Origin of the sequence: Agromyces sp. GXS1127, assembly GCF_050565425.1 — a bacterium.
Lineage (GTDB): Bacteria > Actinomycetota > Actinomycetes > Actinomycetales > Microbacteriaceae > Agromyces.
Genome location: NZ_JBOCIG010000003.1, coordinates 473,982 through 491,927 on the forward strand (window position 1 = coordinate 473,982; position 17,946 = coordinate 491,927).

The window sequence follows — 17,946 nt, forward strand, 5'->3', positions numbered from 1 at the left end:
CGGTGAGCGACCCGCTCGCCGCCCAGGGAAAGGATTCGGGCTCGATGAAGATCATCGTCCTCGTCAAGGAGGTCCCCGACACGTACGGGGACCGGAAGCTCGACCTCGAGACCGGGCTCGCCGACCGGGCCGCGAGCGAGGCCGTGCTCGACGAGATCGGCGAGCGCGCGCTCGAGGTGGCGCTCGCGTACGCCGACGTGCACGCCGACACCGAGGTGGTCGTCATGTCGATGGCACCGGATGGCGCCGCCGCGACGATCCGGAAGGGCCTCGCGATGGGAGCCGCGTCGGCCGTGCACATCGCCGACCCCGCCCTGGCCGCCGCGGACCTGGGTCTCACCGCGCGCGCCCTCGCCGCCGCCATCCGGCGCACCGGCTTCGACCTCGTCGTCACCGGGAACCTCTCGACCGACGGCAGCGGCGGCGTGCTCCCCGCGATGCTCGCCGAGCTGCTCGAGGTGCCGAATGCGACGGCCCTCTCGTCCGTCGAGATCGCCGACGGCTCGGTGTCGGGCACGCGAGTCTCCGACGGCGCGACCATGCGCGTGAGCGCGCCGCTGCCGGCGGTCGTCTCCATCACGGAGGCACTCCCCGACGCCCGGTTCCCGAACTTCAAGGGCATCATGGCCGCCAAGAAGAAGCCGTTCGAGACGTTGAGCGCCGCCGACCTCGGGATCGATCCGGAGGACCTCTCGGCTGCCTGGTCGATCATGACCGCGATCGCCGAGAAGCCGCCGCGCGCGGCGGGGACCAAGATCACCGACGAGGGCGACGGCGGGTCGAGGATCGCGGAATTCCTGATCGAGAACCGGCTGGTCTGAGAGGACGATGATGACCGACCACCCCGCAGACTCCATCCTCGTGCTCCTCGAGGCGACGCCGGCCGGCGAGCTCGCGCCCAGCGCGGCCGGCCTCCTCGCCGCCGCGGCGGGCATCGGCACCCCCGTCGCGCTCGCGGTCACCGCACCGGGCGGCGCGCCGTCGATCGCGGAGCAGGCCGCCGCGCTCGGCGCCGAACGCGTGCTCGCCGTCGAGACGCCTGCGACGCAGTCCGAGCTCACGGTCCCGCAGGTCGACGCGCTCGCCGCGGCCGCTGCACTCGTCGCGCCCGCGGCCGTGCTCGTCTCGAACTCGATCGACGGCCGTGACATCGCCGGCCGGTTCGCCGCGCGAACCGGCGCGCCCATCGCCGCGGACGCGATCGGGGTCTCGCGCGACGACGAGGGCGTCGTCGCCCACCACTCCGTCTACGGGGGTGCGTACAACGTGGACTCCGCCGCGACCTTCGGCCCGCTCGTCGTGACCGTGCGGCAGGGCGCCGTCGATGCGCGTGCCGAGGCCCGGCCGGTCGAGCTCCAGCAGCTCGACGTCGCCGCGTCGGGTAGGGCATCGGCCGTCATCGAGTCGGTCGAGCCCGTGACGGAGGCCTCGGCCCGACCCGAGCTGAGGGGCGCGAAGCGGGTCGTCTCCGGTGGCCGCGGCCTCGGGTCGGCGGAGCAGTTCGCCCTCGTCGAGGAGCTCGCCGACGCACTCGGCGCCGCCGTCGGCGCGTCGCGCGCGGCCGTCGACGCCGGCTACGTCCCCGCGACCCACCAGGTCGGGCAGACCGGTGTCTCGGTCTCGCCGCAGCTCTACGTGGCACTCGGCATCTCGGGTGCGATCCAGCACAAGGCGGGAATGCAGACGGCCAAGCACATCGTCGCCGTGAACAAGGACCCCGATGCGCCGATCTTCGAGGTCGCCGACTTCGGCGTCGTCGGCGACGTCTTCACCGTGGTCCCGCAGTTGATCGCCGCGCTCGCCGAACGGAAGCGGTGACCCGTGGCCGCTGCAGCGCACCTGCGCCGGGGACTGCCGCGGCGACGCGGCGGCGAGCCCTGGCCGCCGGCCGGCGACGCGCCCGATCCGGCCGCGGCGGCGACCGTTCAGGCCGGCGCCGGCGGCGCCGCCGCCGAGCCGCCGGCGACGACGGCGCCCGGCACGGCCGCCGCGACGCCGGCCGACGCCACGGCGACCGAGACTGCGGCGACCGAGACGACGGCGGTCGCGTCGTCGTCCGCACCCGTCGTGGCTCCCGCCGCCGTCCCGACGGGTGGGACCGACCGGCGCATCCGACGCGGGTTGCCGCGGACCAGGGGCGGCGAACCCTGGCCGGACGTCGAGGCCGCACTCCAGGCTCCGACGGTCGAGACGACGGATGCCGCCGCCGCGCCGCCGTCCGGCGCCGGGCTGCGCCGTGGACTTCCGCGCGTCGCCGGGGGAGCGCCGTGGCCGCCGTCGGGTCCGGCACCGGTCGCCCAGCCCACCGAGCCCGCGTCGACCGCGACGTCTACGGCGGACTCCGTGGCCCCCGCCGCAGCCACGGAGCCCGCGCCGGTCGAGTCCGCGCCCGCGCCCGAGCCTGCGCCGTCGGCCGCGGCATCCGCCCCGCAGCCCGCGCCCGAGCCTGCGCCGTCGGCCGCGGCATCCGCCCCGCCGGCCACGGCCGGGCCGCCCCCGGAATCGCCCCGCGAGGTCCCGCCCGTGGCGGCATCGACCGCGGCACCCGCACGACCCTCCGTGTCCACCACGCCCGCCGCTTCCGCACCCGTCGCGGCGCCGGCCGCTTCCGGCACCGCCCCGCAGGCGGCCCCGACACGGTACGGCGCCTTCACCGCCAGGCAGTGGGTCGGAGCCTCCGTCGTCGGCGTCCTCGCGATCATCGGCGCCGCGACGATCGTCGTGCAGGTCACGCGGTGGTTCCTCGGGCTGGAGTCCATGCAGGACTTCATGGCGACGTACCCCGGCGAGACGCCCCTGCCCGAGGGCGCGCCCGTCGGGTTCCCCGCCTGGCTCGGCTGGCAGCACTTCTTCAACGTCTTCCTCATCGTGCTGATCATCCGCTCGGGCCTGCAGGTGCGCACCGAGCGGCGGCCGCCGGCCTCCTGGACGCCGCGCCGCGCCGATGGCCGCAAGATCAGCCTGACCCTGTGGTTCCACCAGTCGCTGGACCTCCTGTGGTTCGCGAACGGGCTCGTCTTCGTCGTGCTCCTGTTCGCCACGGGGCAGTGGATGCGGATCGTGCCGACCGGCTGGGAGGTCGTCCCGAACGCGGTGTCGGCCGGCTTGCAGTACCTCTCGCTCGACTGGCCGCTCGAGGACGGCTGGGTCAACTACAACAGCCTCCAGGTGCTCGCGTACTTCGTCACGGTCTTCATCGCCGCACCGCTCGCCGCGATCACCGGCGTGCGGATGTCGGGGCTGTGGCCGAAGGACGCCGCGACGCTCAATCGCATCTACCCGGTCGAGTGGGCGCGCGCCGTGCACTTCCCGGTCATGCTGTACTTCGTCGGGTTCATCGTGGTGCACGTGACGCTCGTCCTCCTGACCGGGGCGCTGCGCAACCTCAACCACATGTACGCGGCGCAGGACGCCGACGGCTGGCTGGGCTTCTGGATCTTCGTCGCGTCGCTCGTGGTCATCGCAGCGGCATGGGTCGCCGCCCGTCCGACGGTGCTCGCGCCGATCGCCGGCCTCTTCGGCCGAGTCGGCCGATAGACGACGTCGGGCGCGCGCCGCGGCATCCGCTCGCTCAGACCCCCACGTCGCGGCGACGGAACACGAGCCAGCCGACGAGGAGCAGCGCCGCGATCGCGGCGAGGTTCCACCACAGCATCGGGCTCCACCCGTCCTGCAGCGGTGCATCCCCGTACGCCCATCCGTACGGCGACCAGTCCTTCAGCCAGGCGAGGTCCTCGCTCTGGTTGCCGAGGGCGTTCAGCGCGTAGGCGTACACGGCGACACCGGTGCCCGCGCCGGCCGCCCAGGCGCGCCGCCCCGTCATGGCACCGACCGCGATCGCCGCGGCGGCGCTCAGGCCGACGAGCCCGAACCACGCCACGCTGATCGCCATGAGCGGGCCCACCTCGATCCCGAGTCCGGCGGGCTCGTCCAAGGCCAGCACGACGAGCGCGCTCAGCGCGGCGAGCCACAGCAGCTTCAGCAGCACGGCCGCCGACCGCTCGGCGATCAGCCGACCGCGGATCACGCCGTGCGCGAGCGTCAGCTCGAGCTGCCCGTTCTCCTCGTCGTTCGCGATCGCGTCCGTGCCCCAGCCGACCGCGGCGATCGTACCCAGCACGAAGCCGATGAGGCCGTAGAACGTCGCCTGCGCGTAGCCCGCGCCCGTGGCGATCTGGTCGTAGTTCAACGCCTTGATGAGCTCGGGCGGCAGCGAGTCGAGGAGGGCCTGCATCTCGCTCTGCCCGCCGAACGACGGGTAGATCGGCAGGTAGAGCGCGAGGGCCGCGGCGAGTCCGATGCTCCATCCGAGGAGCCCGCGCCAACCGTCGACCATGGACCGGCGGAAGAGCGGCAGCGGCCGGCTCATCGCCCTCGACCCGTTCCCTCGGCCTCGTCGTCGGGCGTCGCGCCCGAGACATCCGCCCCGTAGTAGGCGAGGACCATCTCCTCGAGGTCCGGCTCCTCGATGGTGAGGTCGACGACGGACAGGCCCGAGACCCCCTTCACGAACGCGTCGACGTGCGAGTCGAGCCGCGCCGACAGCGCGACCGTCCCGAGACCGTTGGGCACGGATGCCACGTCGGCCACGCCCGGCAGATCGTCGAGCGTGCGGCGGGCCGACGCGGCATCCGCCTCGGCCACGACGAGCTTGACGTGGCGCACGGCGTTCTCGCGGAGGTCTGCGACCGTGGACCGCTCGACGATGCGCCCCTGCTTCAGGATGGCGATGTCGTGTGCGGTCTGCTGGACCTCGCTCAGCACGTGCGAGCTGAGGAACACGGTCTGGCCCTTCGCCTTCGCCTCGTGCAGCATCGCGTGGAACTCCTGCTGCACGAGGGGGTCGAGGCCGCTCGTCGGTTCGTCGAGCACCAGCAGCTCGGGCTCGTGCATGAACGCCTGGATGAGGCCGATCTTCTGCTTGTTGCCCTTGGAGAGGCTGCGCACCGGCCGACCGAGGTCGACGCCGAGCCGGTCGGCGAGCTCCTCGACCGCACCCTCGCGCACGGGGCCCGAGATCTCGGCGTAGTGCTTCAGCAGATCGCGGCCCTTCACCCACGTCCCGAGGTGCAGCTCGCCGGGGAGGTAGCCGATGCGCCGACGGAGTGCGGCGCCGCCGCCGCGGGGCGAGCTGCCGAGCACGACGAGCTCGCCGTCCGTCGGGCGGATGATGTCGAGGAGCAGGCGCATCGTGGTGGTCTTGCCGGCGCCGTTCGGCCCGATCATCCCGAACACGGTGCCGCGCGGGATGTCGAGGTCGATGCCGTGCAGTGCGATGGTGGCGCCGTAGCGCTTGGTGAGGCCGCGCGCGCTGACCGCGGGTCCGGTCATCGTCGTCGTCCGCGAGCTGAACGCATGGGCAGCACCGTATGGGCGCCTGCGGTCGCACGACAAGGGCCGGACGTCCTGCGTCGACCGCGCGGGCCGCTGCGGCGGACGCGCGACACCGAGTGTTCACCAACGGTTTCGTAACGCTTCGTCGTCATGTTCAACCACCCGGTTCATTCCTGACATACGCTCGTCTCCAATCCTGGGGAGGAGGATCGCGTGAGCGGACGACACGCACTGCACGGAGGCAGACGTGCCGGGGGGCCGCCTGCCGTCGTCGAGCACGGCGCGGGCGTCGCCGAGATCGTCGACGCGCCGGGCCGCGACGAGGAATACGTGTCCCGCCGCAGCGGTCCGGTGACCGAGGAGATCGCCACGAACGCGGATTCGGGGCCGATCGCCGTGCCCGTCCGCGTCGCGATCGGCGAGACCGGGTTCCACGCGCATCCGCTCGTCCTCGGCACGAGCGCGTTCGGCTCCGCCCTCGACGCCGAGGCCGGCGCCGACATCCTCGACCGGTTCGCCGGACTCGGCGGCAGCCTCATCGACACGGCCGACAGCTACGCCGCGGGCCGGAGCGAGACCATCATCGGCGCATGGATGCGCTCGCGCGGCACGCGCGATCGCGTCCGGGTCGTGACGAAGGTCGGTCGGCACCCCGACCACGCCGGGCTCGCGCCGGCCGCGATCGCACGGGCCGTCGACGCCTCGCTCGAACGCCTCGGCACCGATCGCATCGACCTGCTGTGCTTCCACGGCGACGACCCCGACGTTCCGCTCGAGGAGAGCCTCGGCGCGGTCGACGCGCTCATCGCCGCCGGCAAGGTGCTCGCGGTCGGCGCCTCCGACCTCGCGCCCGAGCGGCTCATCGAGGCCCGCGTGCTCGCCGCCAACGGCCTGCCCCGGTTCCAGGCGCTGACCAGCAGGTACAACCTCATGGAGCGACGTGGGTTCGAAGGGGCGACCGAGCTGGTCGCGCACGCGCAGGACCTGCCGGTCCTGCCGTACGTCGCGCTCGCCGACGGGTTCCTCGCCGGCGCCGTCCGGCGGCGCGCCGATGCGCGTCGCGATGCGCGCGGGGAGCGGCAGGTGCGTCACCTCGGACGTCGTGGCCTGCGCGTGCTCCGGGTGCTCGACGAGGTCGCCGGCGCGCACGGGACCGTGCCCGCGACCGTCGCGATCGCCTGGCTGCTCGCACGGCCCACCGTGGTCGCGCCGATCGCGGGAGTGAGCCGCCCCGAGCAGGTCGACGCGCTGCTCGCCGCGAGCTCGCTGGTACTGCACCGGTCCGAGCTCGTCGAGCTCGATCGGGCGTCGGCGTAGGCGCCGCGCCGGGCCCCTGCCCGGGCTCGCGCCGCGTCCGGGTGACATAGGCTGGGGAGCGTGAACGGCGCCGTCGAACTCCCGCTTGGTGAGCCCGAACTGACCTTCCGCGCCGCCGGTGAGACGCTCGTCCGCCGCTCCGTCCTCCCGTCCGGCATCCGTGTCCTCACCGAGCACGTTCCCGGCAGCCGCAGCGCCACGATCGGGTTCTGGGTCGCGGTCGGGTCGCGCGACGAGCACCCCTCCGACAGTGGCCACCCGGCGACGTTCGGCTCCACGCACTTCCTCGAGCACCTGCTGTTCAAGGGCACCGAGACCCGGAGCGCCCTCGACATCGCGATCTCCTTCGACGCCGTCGGCGGCGAGCACAACGCCGTCACCGCCAAGGAGTACACCTGCTACTACGGCAAGGTGCAGGACAAGGACCTGCCGATGGCCGTCGAGGTCCTCGCCGACATGTTCACCTCGTCCGTGCTCGATCCCGACGACTTCGAGAGCGAGCGCGGCGTGATCCTCGAAGAGCTCGCGATGGCCGGCGACGATCCGGGGGATGTCGCGAACGAGCGCTTCTTCGAAGCCGTGCTCGGCACCCATCCGCTCGCCCGCCCGATCGGCGGCGACGCGGGGACGATCGGCGCCGCCACCCGCGACGCCGTGCTCGAGCACTACCGCGCGAACTACCGCCCGCGCGACCTCGTCGTGACCGCGGCGGGCGCCGTCGACCACGACGACCTCGTGACGCGGCTCTCGTCGGCGCTCGAGTCCGCCGGGTGGGACCTCTCCATCGAGGCCGCACCGGTCGACCGTCGCGCGTCCGAGCTCGCCCTGGTCGACGGGCGCGCACCGCTCGCCGTGGTCGAGCGGCCCGGCGAGCAGGTGAACCTCGTGCTCGGCGTGCCCGGCCTCGTCGCGACCGACGAGCGACGGGCCGTGATGAGCGTGCTCAACACCGTCTTCGGCGGCGGCATGTCGTCGCGGCTGTTCCAGCAGATCCGGGAACGCCGCGGCCTCGCCTACGCCGTCTACTCGTTCGCACCGGGGTACTCCGACGCGGGGGTGTTCGGCATGTACGCCGGATGCGCGCCGAAGAACGCCGCGACCGTGGCCGCGCTCATGCGCACCGAGCTCGAGCGGCTCGCGCACCACGGCGTCACCGATGACGAGCTCACCCGCGCGATCGGCTACCTCGGCGGCGCCTCTGCGCTCGCGCTCGAGGATTCCGACACGCGGATGTCGCGACTCGGCCGCGCCGAGCTCGCACTGGGGGAATTCGCCGACCTCGACGAGGCCCTGCGCCGCGTCGGACGCGTCACCGCCGACGACGTCCGAGCGCTCGCGGGAGAGCTGGCCGCCCGGCCGTTCTCGCTCGTCGCGGTCGGCCCGGTCGACGAGCACGCCTTCCGCTCGATCGTCGACCAGCCCGCCGCCCGACCCGACGTCGCCTGACGACGACGCCCGACCACAGGACACGACGTGCCCCACCACCTCTACCTCGTCCGCCACGGCGAGCAGCTCGACGCCGAGCACGGCCTCCCCGACGGACCGCTCTCCCCGCGAGGGCGCCGCCAGGCCGAACTGCTCGCGGAGCGCCTCGGCGGGATCCCGTTCGATGCCGCCTACCACTCGCCCCTGCAGCGTGCCGCCGAGACGGCCGACATCATCGCCGCCAAGCTCCCGTCGCTGAAGCCCGAGCCGTCGGCCCTGCTCTTCGACTGCGTGCCGTCCGGCCCGGCCCCGGAGACGCCCGCCGCCTACGCCCCGTTCTTCGGCTCGTTCACCGAGCTCGACTTCGAGGCGGGCCGCGCGCAGATGGCCGACGCGAACGCCGAGTTCCTCCGCTCGCACCGCGAGGACCGCCACGACCTCCTCATCACCCACAACTTCGTGATCGGATGGTTCGTGCGCGAGGTGCTCGGCGCACCCGAGTGGCGCTGGGCGACCATCAACCAGGCCAACTGCGGCCTCACGGTGCTCACGCAGCGCGCGCCCGGCCGCCCCTGGAACCTCGTCGTGCACAACGACCTCGCGCACCTCCCGCCCGAGCTGCGGACGGGGCTTCCCGAGCCGTACGGGCTTTGACGCCGCGGGTCGCCGCCCCTGGCGCCGGCCGAGCCCGGGTCGCGCCGCCGAGGAGCCGGCTCAGCCGGCCGCGCGAGCGACCCGCTTGCCGTACCAGTTCGTGGCGTTCGGGTTGTCGTTGTAGGGCTCGATGCCGACGTAGCCGCTCGCGGCGTAGAGGCCGCCGGCGGCGGCCAGGCTCGCGTTCGTGTCGAGCACGAGCTCCTCGGCGCCGAACGCGACCGCACGGCGCTCGAGCTCCTCGAGCAGCGCTCGGCCCCCGCCCTGGCCGCGGGCGGCCGGCGCGAGCCAGAGGTGCTTGACCTCGTACCGCACGTGCCCCTCGGCCGACGGTGGGATCCGCCGCACCCCGCCGCATCCGACCGCTGCGCCCGACTCGTCCTCGACGACGACGAAGACCCCGGCCGGGGGTGCGAACTGCTCGTCGACCGGCCAGGTCGGACGGTACTCGCCCTGCTCGGGCGGGAAGCCCGCGGCCCGCTCGGCGAAGTAGTCGCCGATCAGCCGGTTCGCGTCGGGGTCGGTCACGGCGGCGTCGCGGAAGCGGAGCATGCGCCCAGCCTACGGCGCGCTCGCGCGCCATCCGTCGCCGCTCGACCGCGGGGCGCCCCCGCCCCGGTTGCTAGGGTGAACGTCGTGACGATCACGGTGGCGGTGGCTGGCGCGACGGGGAAGATGGGGCGCCTCGCGACCCGGCTGATCGACGAGGCCGACGACCTCGAGCTCCACTCGGGGCTCGATTCGTCCTCCAGCCTCGAGGAGCTCGCGGGCGCCGACGTCGTGCTCGACGTCACGCACCCCGCCGCGAGCGCGGCGATCGTCGAGGCCGCGATCGAGGCGGGCGCCTCGGTCGTCGTCGGCACGTCCGGCTGGTCGCGCGAGCGCATCGCCGAGGTCGAGACCCGTCTCCGTGAGGCGGATGCCACGTCGGGGGTGATCTTCGTACCGAACTTCTCGATCGGCAGCGTGCTCGGGTCCGCGTTCGCGGCGTTCGCCGCCCGGCACTTCGACTCGATCGAGATCGTCGAGGCGCACCACGCGGGCAAGGTCGACTCGCCGTCGGGCACCGCGGTGCGGACCGCCGAGCTCATCGCCGCCGCACGCGGCGAGCTCGGACCGGTCTCGGCACCGCACGCCGACCAGCGAGCCCGCGGGCAGCTGGTCTCGGGCGTCCCCATCCACAGCCTCCGCATGGACGGCGTCCTCGCCGACCAGCGCGTCGTGCTCGGCGGGCCGGGGGAGAGCCTGCAGATCACGCACTCCACGATCGCCCCGACGGCTTACGAGGCCGGCATCCTCCTCGCGCTCCGCCGCGCTGCGTCGACCGAGGGCGTCACCGTCGGCCTCGACGCGCTGCTCGGGCTCGAGCTCCCCGGCGACCGATGAGCGGCGCGAAGGTCGGCGCCGTCGTCATGGCGGCGCTGCTGGCCCTCTACGTCGCGCTCGTCGGATGGCGCGCCGTGCAGTTCGTGCTCACCGGCGAGCCCGTCGCGGTCGCGATGGGCGTCGCCCTCATCGTCCTGCCGATCGTCGCGGCATGGGCGATCTGGCGCGAGTTCGCGTTCGGGATCCGCTCCCAGCGGCTCGTGGAACGCCTCGAGGCCGAGGGCGCCCTCGACCTGGGCATCCCGGTCCGCCCGAGCGGGCGCCCCGAGCGCCGTGAAGCGGATGCCGCGTTCCCCGCGTTCCGCGAGGCGGTCGAGGCGGAACCCGACTCGTGGCGGGCGTGGCTCCGGCTCGGCCTCGCGTACGACGCGGCGGGCGACCGCCGACGGGCGCGCCGTGCCGTGCGCCGGGCTATCGAACTGGAGCGGGCTCGGGACTGAGCATCGCGTCGATCGCCGACTCGACGCTCGGGTGCCGGAACCGGTAGCCGTCGTCGATGAGCCGTTGCGGTCGCACCTTCTGGCTGGAGAGGAGCAGGTCGTCGGCGGCCTTGCCGAGCGCCGCCTCGAGCAGCTTCTCGGGCACGGGGATCACGTACGGCCGGTGCATGCGCTCAGCGAGCGCTCCCATGACGCGGTCGGCGGTGGCCGGGGTCGGTCCGACCAGGTTCACCGGCCCGGACACGTGCGAGCCGAGCAGGTGCACGATGGCCTCCACCTCGTCCTCCAGCGCGATCCACGGCCAGTGCTGGCCGCCGGTGCCGAGACGTCCCGAGACGCCGAACGTGGTGAGGGCGCGGATGCGCTGCATCGCCCCGCCTCGGCCGACGACGATGCCGGTGCGGAGGACGACGGTGCGCGTCCCGTGGGGGGCGAGCTGTGCGGCCGCCTCCCAGCGCGCCACGACCTCGGCGAGGAAGCCGGTGCCCGCCGCCGAGTGCTCGGTGAGCAGTTCGCCGGGCCGATCGCCGTAGTAGCCGACGGCGGACGCGCTGAGGAAGGTCGACGGCGGCGCGTGCGCCTTCCGCATGGCGTCGGCGAGCGTGCGGGTGGCGGCGATCCGGGACTCGAGGATCTCGTCCCGATAGCGTCGCGTCCACGGCAGTCGGGCGAGCGAGGCGCCCGAGAGGTTCAGCACGGCGTCGACGCGGTCCATCACCGTGAAGTCGATGATCCCCGACGACGGCGACCAGCTCACCTCGTCGGCCGCCTGCGCGCGTCGTCGCACGAGGCGGACCACGTCGTGCCCGTCGGCGACCAGGCGGTCCCGGACCGCCGTACCGATGAAGCCGGATGCGCCGGCGACGAGGATCCGCACCGCTACGCGAGCTCCGCCTCGATCGTGATCGGGATGCCGGCGAGCGCCTTCGAGATCGGGCAGTTCGCCTTGGCGTCGTCGGCGAACGCCTCGAACTCGGCCTCGGTGATGCCGGGCACGCGCGCACTCACGAGCAGGTGGCTGCCGGTGACGCCCTCACCGGGCTGGAAGGTCACGGCCGCCGTGGTCTGGATGCTCTCGGGCGTGTGACCGGCCTTCGCGAGGATGTTCGACAGGGCCATCGAGAAGCACGCGGAGTGCGCGGCGCCGAGCAGCTCCTCGGGGTTGGTCGTCCCGGCCTCGCCCTCGGTGCGGGCCTTCCAGTCGACGGCGAACTCGCCCCGCTTCGACGAATCGAGGCGCGTCGTGCCCGACCCCTCGAACAGGCTTCCCGTCCAGACCGTGGTCGCTTCGCTCGTCAGTGCCAATGGGTCCTCCTCCTCGAGCCGGGGTCCCAGCCTATCGAGCGGATGCCGCGTCCGGCAGTCGCGCCGGGGTGCGCGTCGCCCGTGCCGCCTCAGGCAGTCCGGATCATCCGGGCGCGCACGAGCAGCAGGTACAGCCGGCAGCCGAGGCAGTACCCGAACGCCGCGTTGAGGAAGGCGGCGATGAACGCCGCCGCGGCGGCGATCGGCACCGCCGCCGGCAGGCCGAGGATGCCGAGCACGACCCCGATCGCCGTGACGACGAGGCCGACGAGCTGGGCGAAGGTCGGCGGGCGCGGGTCCTCGGGCTCCGAGGGCGGCGCGAGCCGCGGCCGGACGAGGTGGCGGAACACGAGTCCGAACGGGTGCCGGGCCACGCCGGCGGCGGCGGCCCAGGCGAAGAGCACGGCGAGGGCGGTCAGCAGCACCAGTGCCGCCTGCGCGAGGCCGCCGACGGCGAGCACGACCGCGGCGAGGAGCAGCACGGCGGTGATCCCGGCCGAGAAGCGCGGGCCCCGCGGATCGATGCCGGGACGGCGCTGGGCCGCATCGGCTGCGGTGGACTCGGACGAACCGGACTCGGAGGAACCGGACTCAGACGGGGTGGATGGCACGGGACCTCCCGGTGGTGGTGTCGAGTTCGTCGCGGAGCTCGTCGATGCGGGGCACGCCGGCGATGCGCGCGACCGCGCGCCCCGACGGGTCGAGGACCAGCACGGTCGGCGTCTGGGTCACGCGGAACGCGTCGGCCAGGTCGGCCCGGTGCGTGAGGTCGATCTCCACGTGCCGCACCCCGTCGTACTCCGACGCGAGCTCGACGAGGGCGCGTGCCGTTCCGGGGCAACGACTGCAGTACTCGGTCGAGAACTGCACGAGCGTCGCTCCGTCGCCGAGCGCGGCGGGCTCGAGCTGGAGGCGCTCCGCGTCGGAGCGCGCAGGTGTCGCGCCCGGCCGGATCGCCGACGCCGCGCCGGCGGGAATGCCCGAGGCACCGCCGAGGCGCTGCACGCGACCGGTGCGCGCCCGCCACACCAGCCCGATCACGAGCGCGACCGCAGGCAGGCCGATGCCGACGGCGAGGGCGGGCGCGAGCTCCATGTTCCGCAGGCTACGTCCGCGGTCCGGCGGGGTCACCTCGTGTGACGCCGGGTGACGTGCGCGGCATCCGCCCGCCTGTCATGCCCGCCCGTCGCCCGTGGCGGCGTAGCCTTGACGCCGTGGCCAGCGCGATCCCGACTCCGTACGAAGACCTGCTCCGCGACGTGCTCGAGCACGGCACGCCGAAGTCCGACCGGACGGGGACCGGCACGCGCAGCATCTTCGGCCGCCAGATCCGCTTCGACCTGTCGCAGGGCTTCCCGCTCGTGACGACGAAGCGCGTGCACTTCAAGTCCATCGCGTACGAGCTGCTGTGGTTCCTCCGCGGCGACTCGAACGTCGGATGGTTGCAGGAGCACGGTGTGAGCATCTGGGACGAATGGGCGGATGCCTCGGGCGACCTCGGTCCCGTCTACGGCGTGCAGTGGCGCAGCTGGCCGACCCCGTCGGGCGAGCAGATCGACCAGGTCGCGCAGGTCATCGAGCAGATCCGCACGAACCCCGACTCGCGCCGGCTCATCGTCTCGGCGTGGAACCCGGCCGACATCCCGGACATGGCGCTCGCGCCGTGCCACGCGCTGTTCCAGTTCCACGTGGCCGACGGGCGACTGTCGTGCCAGTTGTACCAGCGCAGTGCGGACCTCTTCCTCGGCGTGCCGTTCAACATCGCCTCCTACGCGCTGCTCACGCACCTGGTCGCGCAGCAGGCCGGACTCGAGGTCGGCGACTTCGTCTGGACCGGCGGCGACTGCCACATCTACGACAACCACGTCGAGCAGGTCACCGAGCAGCTGACCCGGGAGCCCTTCCCGTATCCCACGCTCCGCATCGGGCGTCGACCCGACTCGATCGACGACTACCGCTTCGAGGACTTCGAGGTCGTCGGGTACGAGCACCACCCCGCGATCCGCGCGGCCGTCGCCGTATGAGCGACGCGTTCGACAACGATGACGCCCCGCGGATCGGCCTCATCTGGGCGGAGGCGCGCGGGGGAGTGATCGGCGCCGCGGGCGGCATGCCGTGGCACGTCCCCGAAGACCTGGCGCACTTCAAGCGCACGACCCACGGTGCGCCCGTCGTCATGGGCCGGCGGACCTGGGACTCGTTGCCGCCGCGGTTCCGCCCCCTGCCGGGGCGGGCGAACATCGTCGTCACCCGGCAGGCCGACTGGCACGGCGACGGCGCGGTGCGCGCGGCCTCCGTCGACGAGGCGCTCGGGCTCGCGGCATCCGACGCCGACGACCGCGTCTGGGTGATCGGCGGCGCCGAGCTCTTCGCCCGGACGATCGACCTCGCCGACCGGCTCGTCGTCACCGAACTCGACCTCGACGTCGACGGCGACACCTTCGCGCCCGACCGCACCGGCTGGCACGTCGTCGCCGCCGATCCCGCCGACGGATGGCACGACTCGCGCTCCGGCATCCGCCACCGCTTCCTCACCCTCGCCCGCTGACCTGGAGGCTGCGAGGCGGCTGTGGGTGCGATGCGGACACGGCACGGTCGCGCGTGGCGATAGCCTTGAGCACGTGACTTCTGAGAATCCCTTCGGACAGGTGCTCGTCGCGCTCGTCACGCCGATGACGGCGGACGGCGAGGTCGATTGGCCGGCCGTGGAGAAGCACATCGACGACGTGATCACCGCGGGCGCCGACGGCATCGTCGTCACGGGCACCACGGGTGAGACGTCGACGCTCACCGACCATGAGAAGATCCGCCTCGTCGAGGTCGGCAAGGATGTCGCGGCCGGCCGCGCGAAGATCATCACGGGCGGTGGTTCGAACGAGACCGCGCACGCGATCGAGCTGTACAAGCACAGCGAGCAGGCCGGCGCCGACGGCATCATGATCGTCACGCCCTACTACAACAAGCCGACGCAGGCGGGCATCCTCACGCACTTCCGACTGGTGGCGGATGCCACCGACCTGCCCGTGATCCTCTACGACATCCCGGGCCGCACGGGCGTGCCGATCACGTACGAGACCATCCTCCGGCTCGCCAAGCACCCGAACATCCTCGCCATCAAGGACGCCAAGGGCGACTTCAGCGAGGTCAGCCGCGTGCTGAACCAGACCGATCTCATGTACTTCTCCGGCGACGATGCGAACGTGCTGCCGCACTTGGCGATCGGGGCGACGGGTCTCATCGGCGTGACGGCGAACATCGCGCCCGCCCCGTACCGCACCATCGTCGACGCCGTGAACCGCGGGGACCTGACGACCGCGACCGCCGAGCACCGGCGGCTCGAGCCGCTCGTGCGCGCCGTGATGACGCACGTGCCCGGGACGGTCGCGGCGAAGTACATCCTGCACGGCCTCGGCCGCATCGGCAGCCCGCGCGTGCGCCTTCCGCTCGTCGGCCCGGAGGAGTGGGAGGCCGCGCTCATCGAGGACGAGATCGACCTCGTGCAGGGCATCCCCGGCGTGGACTTCCACAACTTCCGTCCCGACCGCAACGCCGCCGCCGGCGGCGCCCTCCCGAAGGTGGCCGGCACGACGCGCTGAGGGCGACGGATGCCGCGGCGGGCCGCCGAACGCAGGGGCGGCCACGAGGCGACGGGCATCCGACCGGAATCCCCGGACCGAGACATCCGCGACCACGAGGGTCGCACCGAACTGAACACCGCAACGTGAGGAGGGCGCATGCCCGACGAGATCATCGACCCCGCACCGCTCGAGCCGGGGACGCTCCGCGTCATCCCGGTCGGCGGCCTCGGCGAGGTCGGCCGCAACATGACCTGCTTCGAGATCGACGGCAAGCTGCTGATCGTCGACTGCGGCGTGCTCTTCCCCGAGGAGCACCAGCCGGGCGTCGACCTGATCCTGCCCGACTTCGGCTTCCTCAGGGAGCGCCTCGACGACGTGGTCGCCGTGGTGCTCACGCACGGGCACGAGGACCACATCGGCGCCGTGCCGTACCTGCTCAAGCTGCGCGCCGACATCCCGCTCGTGGGCTCGCAGCTCACGCTCGCCCTCGTCGAGGCGAAGCTCAAGGAGCACCGCATCGCGCCGTACAGCCTCACCGTGAAGGAGGGGCAGACCGAGAAGCTCGGGCCGTTCGAGCTCGAGTTCGTGGCGGTGAACCATTCCATCCCCGACGCGCTCGCGGTCGCGATCCGCACCGCGGCGGGAACGGTGCTCGCCACCGGCGACTTCAAGATGGACCAGCTGCCGCTCGACGGCCGCCTCACGGACCTCCGCGAGTTCGCGCGCCTCGGCCAGGAGGGCGTCGACCTGTTCCTCGTCGACTCGACGAACGCCGACGTCCCCGGCTTCACACCGCTCGAGCGGGCGATCGGGCCCGTGCTCGACGAGGTCATCGCGCGCTCGCCGCGGCGCGTCATCGTGGCGAGCTTCTCGAGCCACGTGCACCGCGTGCAGCAGGTGCTGCACGCCGCGCACCAGAACGGTCGCCGGGTCGCGCTCCTCGGCCGCAGCATGGTGCGCAACATGACCATCGCGGCCGACCTCGGCTACCTCGACGTGCCAGAGGGCGTGCTCGTCGACTTCAAGAAGGCCGGCGACATCCCCGACGACAGGATCGTGTACATGTCGACGGGCTCGCAGGGCGAGCCCATGGCCGTGCTCAGCCGCATGGCGAACCGCGACCACCAGATCGAGATCGGCGAGGGCGACACGGTCATCCTCGCCTCGAGCCTCATCCCGGGCAACGAGAACGCGGTGTACCGCGTGATCGACGGCCTCACGAAGCTCGGCGCGAACGTCGTGCACAAGGGCAACGCGAAGGTGCACGTCTCGGGCCACGCGGCCGCCGGTGAATTGCTGTACTGCTACAACATCCTGCAGCCGCGGAACGTCCTGCCGGTGCACGGCGAGTACCGGCACCTGGTCGCGAACGCGCGCCTCGCACAGGACACCGGCATCCCGGCGGAGCGCACGTTCCTCGCCGAGAACGGCACCGTGCTCGACCTCCGCGACGGCGAGGTGAGGGTCGCCGGCCAGCTCGACCTGGGCTTCGTCTACGTCGACGGTTCGACGGTCGGCGAGATCACGGACGCCGACCTGAAGGACCGCCGGATCCTCGGCGAGGAGGGTTTCATCTCGGTCATCGTCGTGGTGGACGCCTCGACCGGTCGCGTCATCGTCGGCCCCGAGATCCACGCGCGCGGCTTCGCGGAGGACGACGCGGTGTTCGAGGACGTGAAGCCCAAGATCGTCGCCGCCCTCGCGGACGCCGCGCACCACGGCGTCCGCGACCCGCACGCGCTGCAGCAGACGGTGCGCCGGACGGTCGGCAGCTGGGTGAACCGGCGCCTGCGGCGCCGCCCGATGCTCGTGCCGCTCGTCATCGAGGCGTAGGCCGCGAGGGTCGGCCGCGCCGGCGGCACCGGCCGCTCAACCGCGCCTGGCGGGCGCCGGCCGGACCGGCGTCCGGGTGACGGATGCCGCGGCATCCGTCGTGGGAAACACCGCCGTAACGCGGCGCGCGTACCCTCCGTCCATGGCGGCCTTCACGATCAGGTCCGCGCTCCCCGCGGACGGCGGCTTCCTCGCCGACATGGTCGTCGAGGCGGCGAACTGGCGAGCGGATGCGACGCGCCCGCGCCCGGTCATCCTGGCCGACGCCGTGCACGCCGCCTACATCTCGGGGTGGCAGCGACCCGCCGATCGCGGCGTCGTCGCCCTCGACCCCGAGGGGCGCCCGGTGGGCGCCGCCTGGTACCGCCTGTTCGGCGCCGACCGGCCATCGATGGGGTTCGTCGCGACCGGCGTCCCCGAGCTCATCATCGGGGTGACGCCGCTGTGGCGCGCGCAGGGCCTCGGACGTGCGCTCCTCCGCGCGTTGACGGAGGACGCCCGCGCGGGCGGCTATGCGCGGCTCGCGCTCTCCGTCGAGCACGGCAACTTCGCGCACGAGCTGTACCGGTCCGAGGGGTTCTCGGTGATCGCGTCGGCCGACGGACGCGACACCATGGTGCGGCTCCTGCGCTGACCGCGACCGCCCGCCGGAGGGCGCCGGTCGGCCGCCCCGA

At 73.1% G+C, this 17,946-nt stretch carries 21 protein-coding genes; 13 read left to right on the forward strand and 8 right to left on the reverse strand.

Annotated features, from left to right (window positions below):
* Positions 1–44: 44 nt before the first annotated feature.
* Positions 45–821, forward strand: coding sequence for an electron transfer flavoprotein subunit beta/FixA family protein (locus ACQ393_RS07665; protein ID WP_430646233.1), 777 nt, complete (start codon positions 45–47; stop codon positions 819–821).
* A gap of 10 nt (positions 822–831) precedes the next feature.
* Positions 832–1,818 carry an electron transfer flavoprotein subunit alpha/FixB family protein gene (locus tag ACQ393_RS07670; RefSeq protein WP_430646234.1) on the forward strand — a complete coding sequence of 329 codons (987 nt, stop codon included), beginning with the start codon at positions 832–834 and terminating at the stop codon, positions 1,816–1,818.
* 107 nt (positions 1,819–1,925) lie between these two features.
* Here the strand turns inward: ACQ393_RS07670 and ACQ393_RS07675 are convergent, their stop codons facing one another.
* Positions 1,926–2,570, reverse strand: coding sequence for a hypothetical protein (locus tag ACQ393_RS07675; RefSeq protein WP_430646235.1), 645 nt, complete (start codon positions 2,568–2,570; stop codon positions 1,926–1,928).
* On the opposite strand from ACQ393_RS07675, the gene ACQ393_RS07680 reads away from it, so the two are divergent.
* The gene (locus ACQ393_RS07680) at positions 2,560–3,537 is read left to right on the forward strand and encodes a cytochrome b/b6 domain-containing protein (protein ID WP_430646236.1); all 978 of its coding nucleotides are present in this window, start codon (positions 2,560–2,562) and stop codon (positions 3,535–3,537) included. The genes ACQ393_RS07675 and ACQ393_RS07680 overlap by 11 nt on opposite strands.
* 34 nt (positions 3,538–3,571) lie before the next feature.
* Here ACQ393_RS07680 and ACQ393_RS07685 read toward each other — a convergent pair whose 3' ends face one another.
* Positions 3,572–4,369, reverse strand: a complete 798-nt coding sequence (locus ACQ393_RS07685) for an ABC transporter permease subunit (protein ID WP_430646237.1) — start codon at positions 4,367–4,369, stop codon at positions 3,572–3,574.
* A complete protein-coding gene (locus tag ACQ393_RS07690; protein WP_430646238.1) occupies positions 4,366–5,331 on the reverse strand; it encodes an ABC transporter ATP-binding protein in 966 nt (321 codons plus the stop codon). The genes ACQ393_RS07685 and ACQ393_RS07690 overlap by 4 nt, the downstream gene beginning before the upstream one ends.
* Positions 5,332–5,547: 216 nt before the next feature.
* Between ACQ393_RS07690 and ACQ393_RS07695 the strand changes: the two genes are divergently transcribed.
* From ACQ393_RS07695 to ACQ393_RS07705, 3 genes are read left to right on the forward strand one after another with little or no spacing between them, the layout of a single operon-like run.
* Positions 5,548–6,651 carry an aldo/keto reductase gene (locus tag ACQ393_RS07695; protein ID WP_430646239.1) on the forward strand — a complete coding sequence of 368 codons (1,104 nt, stop codon included), beginning with the start codon at positions 5,548–5,550 and terminating at the stop codon, positions 6,649–6,651.
* A gap of 60 nt (positions 6,652–6,711) precedes the next feature.
* Positions 6,712–8,097, forward strand: coding sequence for a M16 family metallopeptidase (locus ACQ393_RS07700; RefSeq protein ID WP_430646240.1), 1,386 nt, complete (start codon positions 6,712–6,714; stop codon positions 8,095–8,097).
* A gap of 27 nt (positions 8,098–8,124) precedes the next feature.
* Complete coding sequence (locus tag ACQ393_RS07705; protein WP_430646241.1) at positions 8,125–8,730, forward strand: histidine phosphatase family protein; 606 nt, start codon at positions 8,125–8,127, stop codon at positions 8,728–8,730.
* A gap of 60 nt (positions 8,731–8,790) precedes the next feature.
* Here ACQ393_RS07705 and ACQ393_RS07710 read toward each other — a convergent pair whose 3' ends face one another.
* On the reverse strand, positions 8,791–9,282 hold the full coding sequence (locus ACQ393_RS07710; protein WP_430646242.1) for a GNAT family N-acetyltransferase: 492 nt from the start codon (positions 9,280–9,282) through the stop codon (positions 8,791–8,793).
* A gap of 84 nt (positions 9,283–9,366) precedes the next feature.
* Between ACQ393_RS07710 and dapB the strand changes: the two genes are divergently transcribed.
* Together dapB and ACQ393_RS07720 are read left to right on the forward strand one after the other, a co-directional pair.
* Entirely contained in the window at positions 9,367–10,116 is a 750-nt protein-coding gene (gene dapB, locus ACQ393_RS07715) for a 4-hydroxy-tetrahydrodipicolinate reductase (protein ID WP_430646243.1), read from the forward strand.
* Positions 10,113–10,556: a tetratricopeptide repeat protein gene (locus tag ACQ393_RS07720; protein WP_430646244.1), complete on the forward strand. Its 444-nt coding sequence runs from the start codon at positions 10,113–10,115 to the stop codon at positions 10,554–10,556. Before dapB ends, ACQ393_RS07720 begins: the two co-directional genes overlap by 4 nt.
* Here the strand turns inward: ACQ393_RS07720 and ACQ393_RS07725 are convergent.
* The 4 genes from ACQ393_RS07725 to ACQ393_RS07740 all read right to left on the reverse strand — a co-directional run bounded on the left by ACQ393_RS07725 (position 10,528) and on the right by ACQ393_RS07740 (position 12,956).
* A complete protein-coding gene (locus tag ACQ393_RS07725; protein WP_430646245.1) occupies positions 10,528–11,433 on the reverse strand; it encodes a TIGR01777 family oxidoreductase in 906 nt (301 codons plus the stop codon). The two genes, ACQ393_RS07720 and ACQ393_RS07725, sit on opposite strands and share 29 nt — an antisense overlap.
* Positions 11,434–11,435: 2 nt before the next feature.
* Positions 11,436–11,861 carry an OsmC family peroxiredoxin gene (locus ACQ393_RS07730; RefSeq protein WP_430646246.1) on the reverse strand — a complete coding sequence of 142 codons (426 nt, stop codon included), beginning with the start codon at positions 11,859–11,861 and terminating at the stop codon, positions 11,436–11,438.
* A gap of 89 nt (positions 11,862–11,950) precedes the next feature.
* Positions 11,951–12,472, reverse strand: coding sequence for a DUF4395 domain-containing protein (locus ACQ393_RS07735; protein WP_430646247.1), 522 nt, complete (start codon positions 12,470–12,472; stop codon positions 11,951–11,953).
* On the reverse strand, positions 12,453–12,956 hold the full coding sequence (locus ACQ393_RS07740) for a thioredoxin family protein (protein WP_430646248.1): 504 nt from the start codon (positions 12,954–12,956) through the stop codon (positions 12,453–12,455). Before ACQ393_RS07740 ends, ACQ393_RS07735 begins: the two co-directional genes overlap by 20 nt.
* Positions 12,957–13,036: 80 nt before the next feature.
* On the opposite strand from ACQ393_RS07740, the gene ACQ393_RS07745 reads away from it, so the two are divergent.
* The 5 genes from ACQ393_RS07745 to ACQ393_RS07765 all read left to right on the forward strand — a co-directional run bounded on the left by ACQ393_RS07745 (position 13,037) and on the right by ACQ393_RS07765 (position 17,906).
* Entirely contained in the window at positions 13,037–13,885 is an 849-nt protein-coding gene (locus tag ACQ393_RS07745) for a thymidylate synthase (protein WP_430646249.1), read from the forward strand.
* Positions 13,882–14,409, forward strand: a complete 528-nt coding sequence (locus ACQ393_RS07750) for a dihydrofolate reductase (protein ID WP_430646250.1) — start codon at positions 13,882–13,884, stop codon at positions 14,407–14,409. Before ACQ393_RS07745 ends, ACQ393_RS07750 begins: the two co-directional genes overlap by 4 nt.
* A 73-nt stretch (positions 14,410–14,482) precedes the next feature.
* On the forward strand, positions 14,483–15,457 hold the full coding sequence (dapA, locus tag ACQ393_RS07755) for a 4-hydroxy-tetrahydrodipicolinate synthase (protein WP_430646251.1): 975 nt from the start codon (positions 14,483–14,485) through the stop codon (positions 15,455–15,457).
* Between the two features lie 138 nt (positions 15,458–15,595).
* Complete coding sequence (locus ACQ393_RS07760) at positions 15,596–17,272, forward strand: ribonuclease J (protein ID WP_430646252.1); 1,677 nt, start codon at positions 15,596–15,598, stop codon at positions 17,270–17,272.
* Positions 17,273–17,414: 142 nt separating this feature from the next.
* A complete protein-coding gene (locus ACQ393_RS07765) occupies positions 17,415–17,906 on the forward strand; it encodes an N-acetyltransferase family protein (RefSeq protein WP_430646253.1) in 492 nt (163 codons plus the stop codon).
* The last annotated feature ends 40 nt before the right edge of the window (positions 17,907–17,946 follow it).

What these genes read in the sequence shown, in the direction of transcription:
- ACQ393_RS07665 (WP_430646233.1), top strand. Translation starts at nt 45, where the DNA reads ATGAAGATCATCGTCCTCGTCAAGGAGGTCCCCGACACGTACGGGGAC.
- ACQ393_RS07670 (WP_430646234.1), top strand. Translation starts at nt 832, where the DNA reads ATGACCGACCACCCCGCAGACTCCATCCTCGTGCTCCTCGAGGCGACG.
- ACQ393_RS07685 (WP_430646237.1), bottom strand. Translation starts at nt 4,369, where the DNA reads ATGAGCCGGCCGCTGCCGCTCTTCCGCCGGTCCATGGTCGACGGTTGG.
- ACQ393_RS07690 (WP_430646238.1), bottom strand. Translation starts at nt 5,331, where the DNA reads ATGACCGGACCCGCGGTCAGCGCGCGCGGCCTCACCAAGCGCTACGGC.
- ACQ393_RS07710 (WP_430646242.1), bottom strand. Translation starts at nt 9,282, where the DNA reads ATGCTCCGCTTCCGCGACGCCGCCGTGACCGACCCCGACGCGAACCGG.
- ACQ393_RS07720 (WP_430646244.1), top strand. Translation starts at nt 10,113, where the DNA reads ATGAGCGGCGCGAAGGTCGGCGCCGTCGTCATGGCGGCGCTGCTGGCC.
- ACQ393_RS07740 (WP_430646248.1), bottom strand. Translation starts at nt 12,956, where the DNA reads ATGGAGCTCGCGCCCGCCCTCGCCGTCGGCATCGGCCTGCCTGCGGTC.
- ACQ393_RS07745 (WP_430646249.1), top strand. Translation starts at nt 13,037, where the DNA reads ATGCCCGCCCGTCGCCCGTGGCGGCGTAGCCTTGACGCCGTGGCCAGC.
- ACQ393_RS07750 (WP_430646250.1), top strand. Translation starts at nt 13,882, where the DNA reads ATGAGCGACGCGTTCGACAACGATGACGCCCCGCGGATCGGCCTCATC.
- ACQ393_RS07760 (WP_430646252.1), top strand. Translation starts at nt 15,596, where the DNA reads ATGCCCGACGAGATCATCGACCCCGCACCGCTCGAGCCGGGGACGCTC.
- ACQ393_RS07765 (WP_430646253.1), top strand. Translation starts at nt 17,415, where the DNA reads ATGGCGGCCTTCACGATCAGGTCCGCGCTCCCCGCGGACGGCGGCTTC.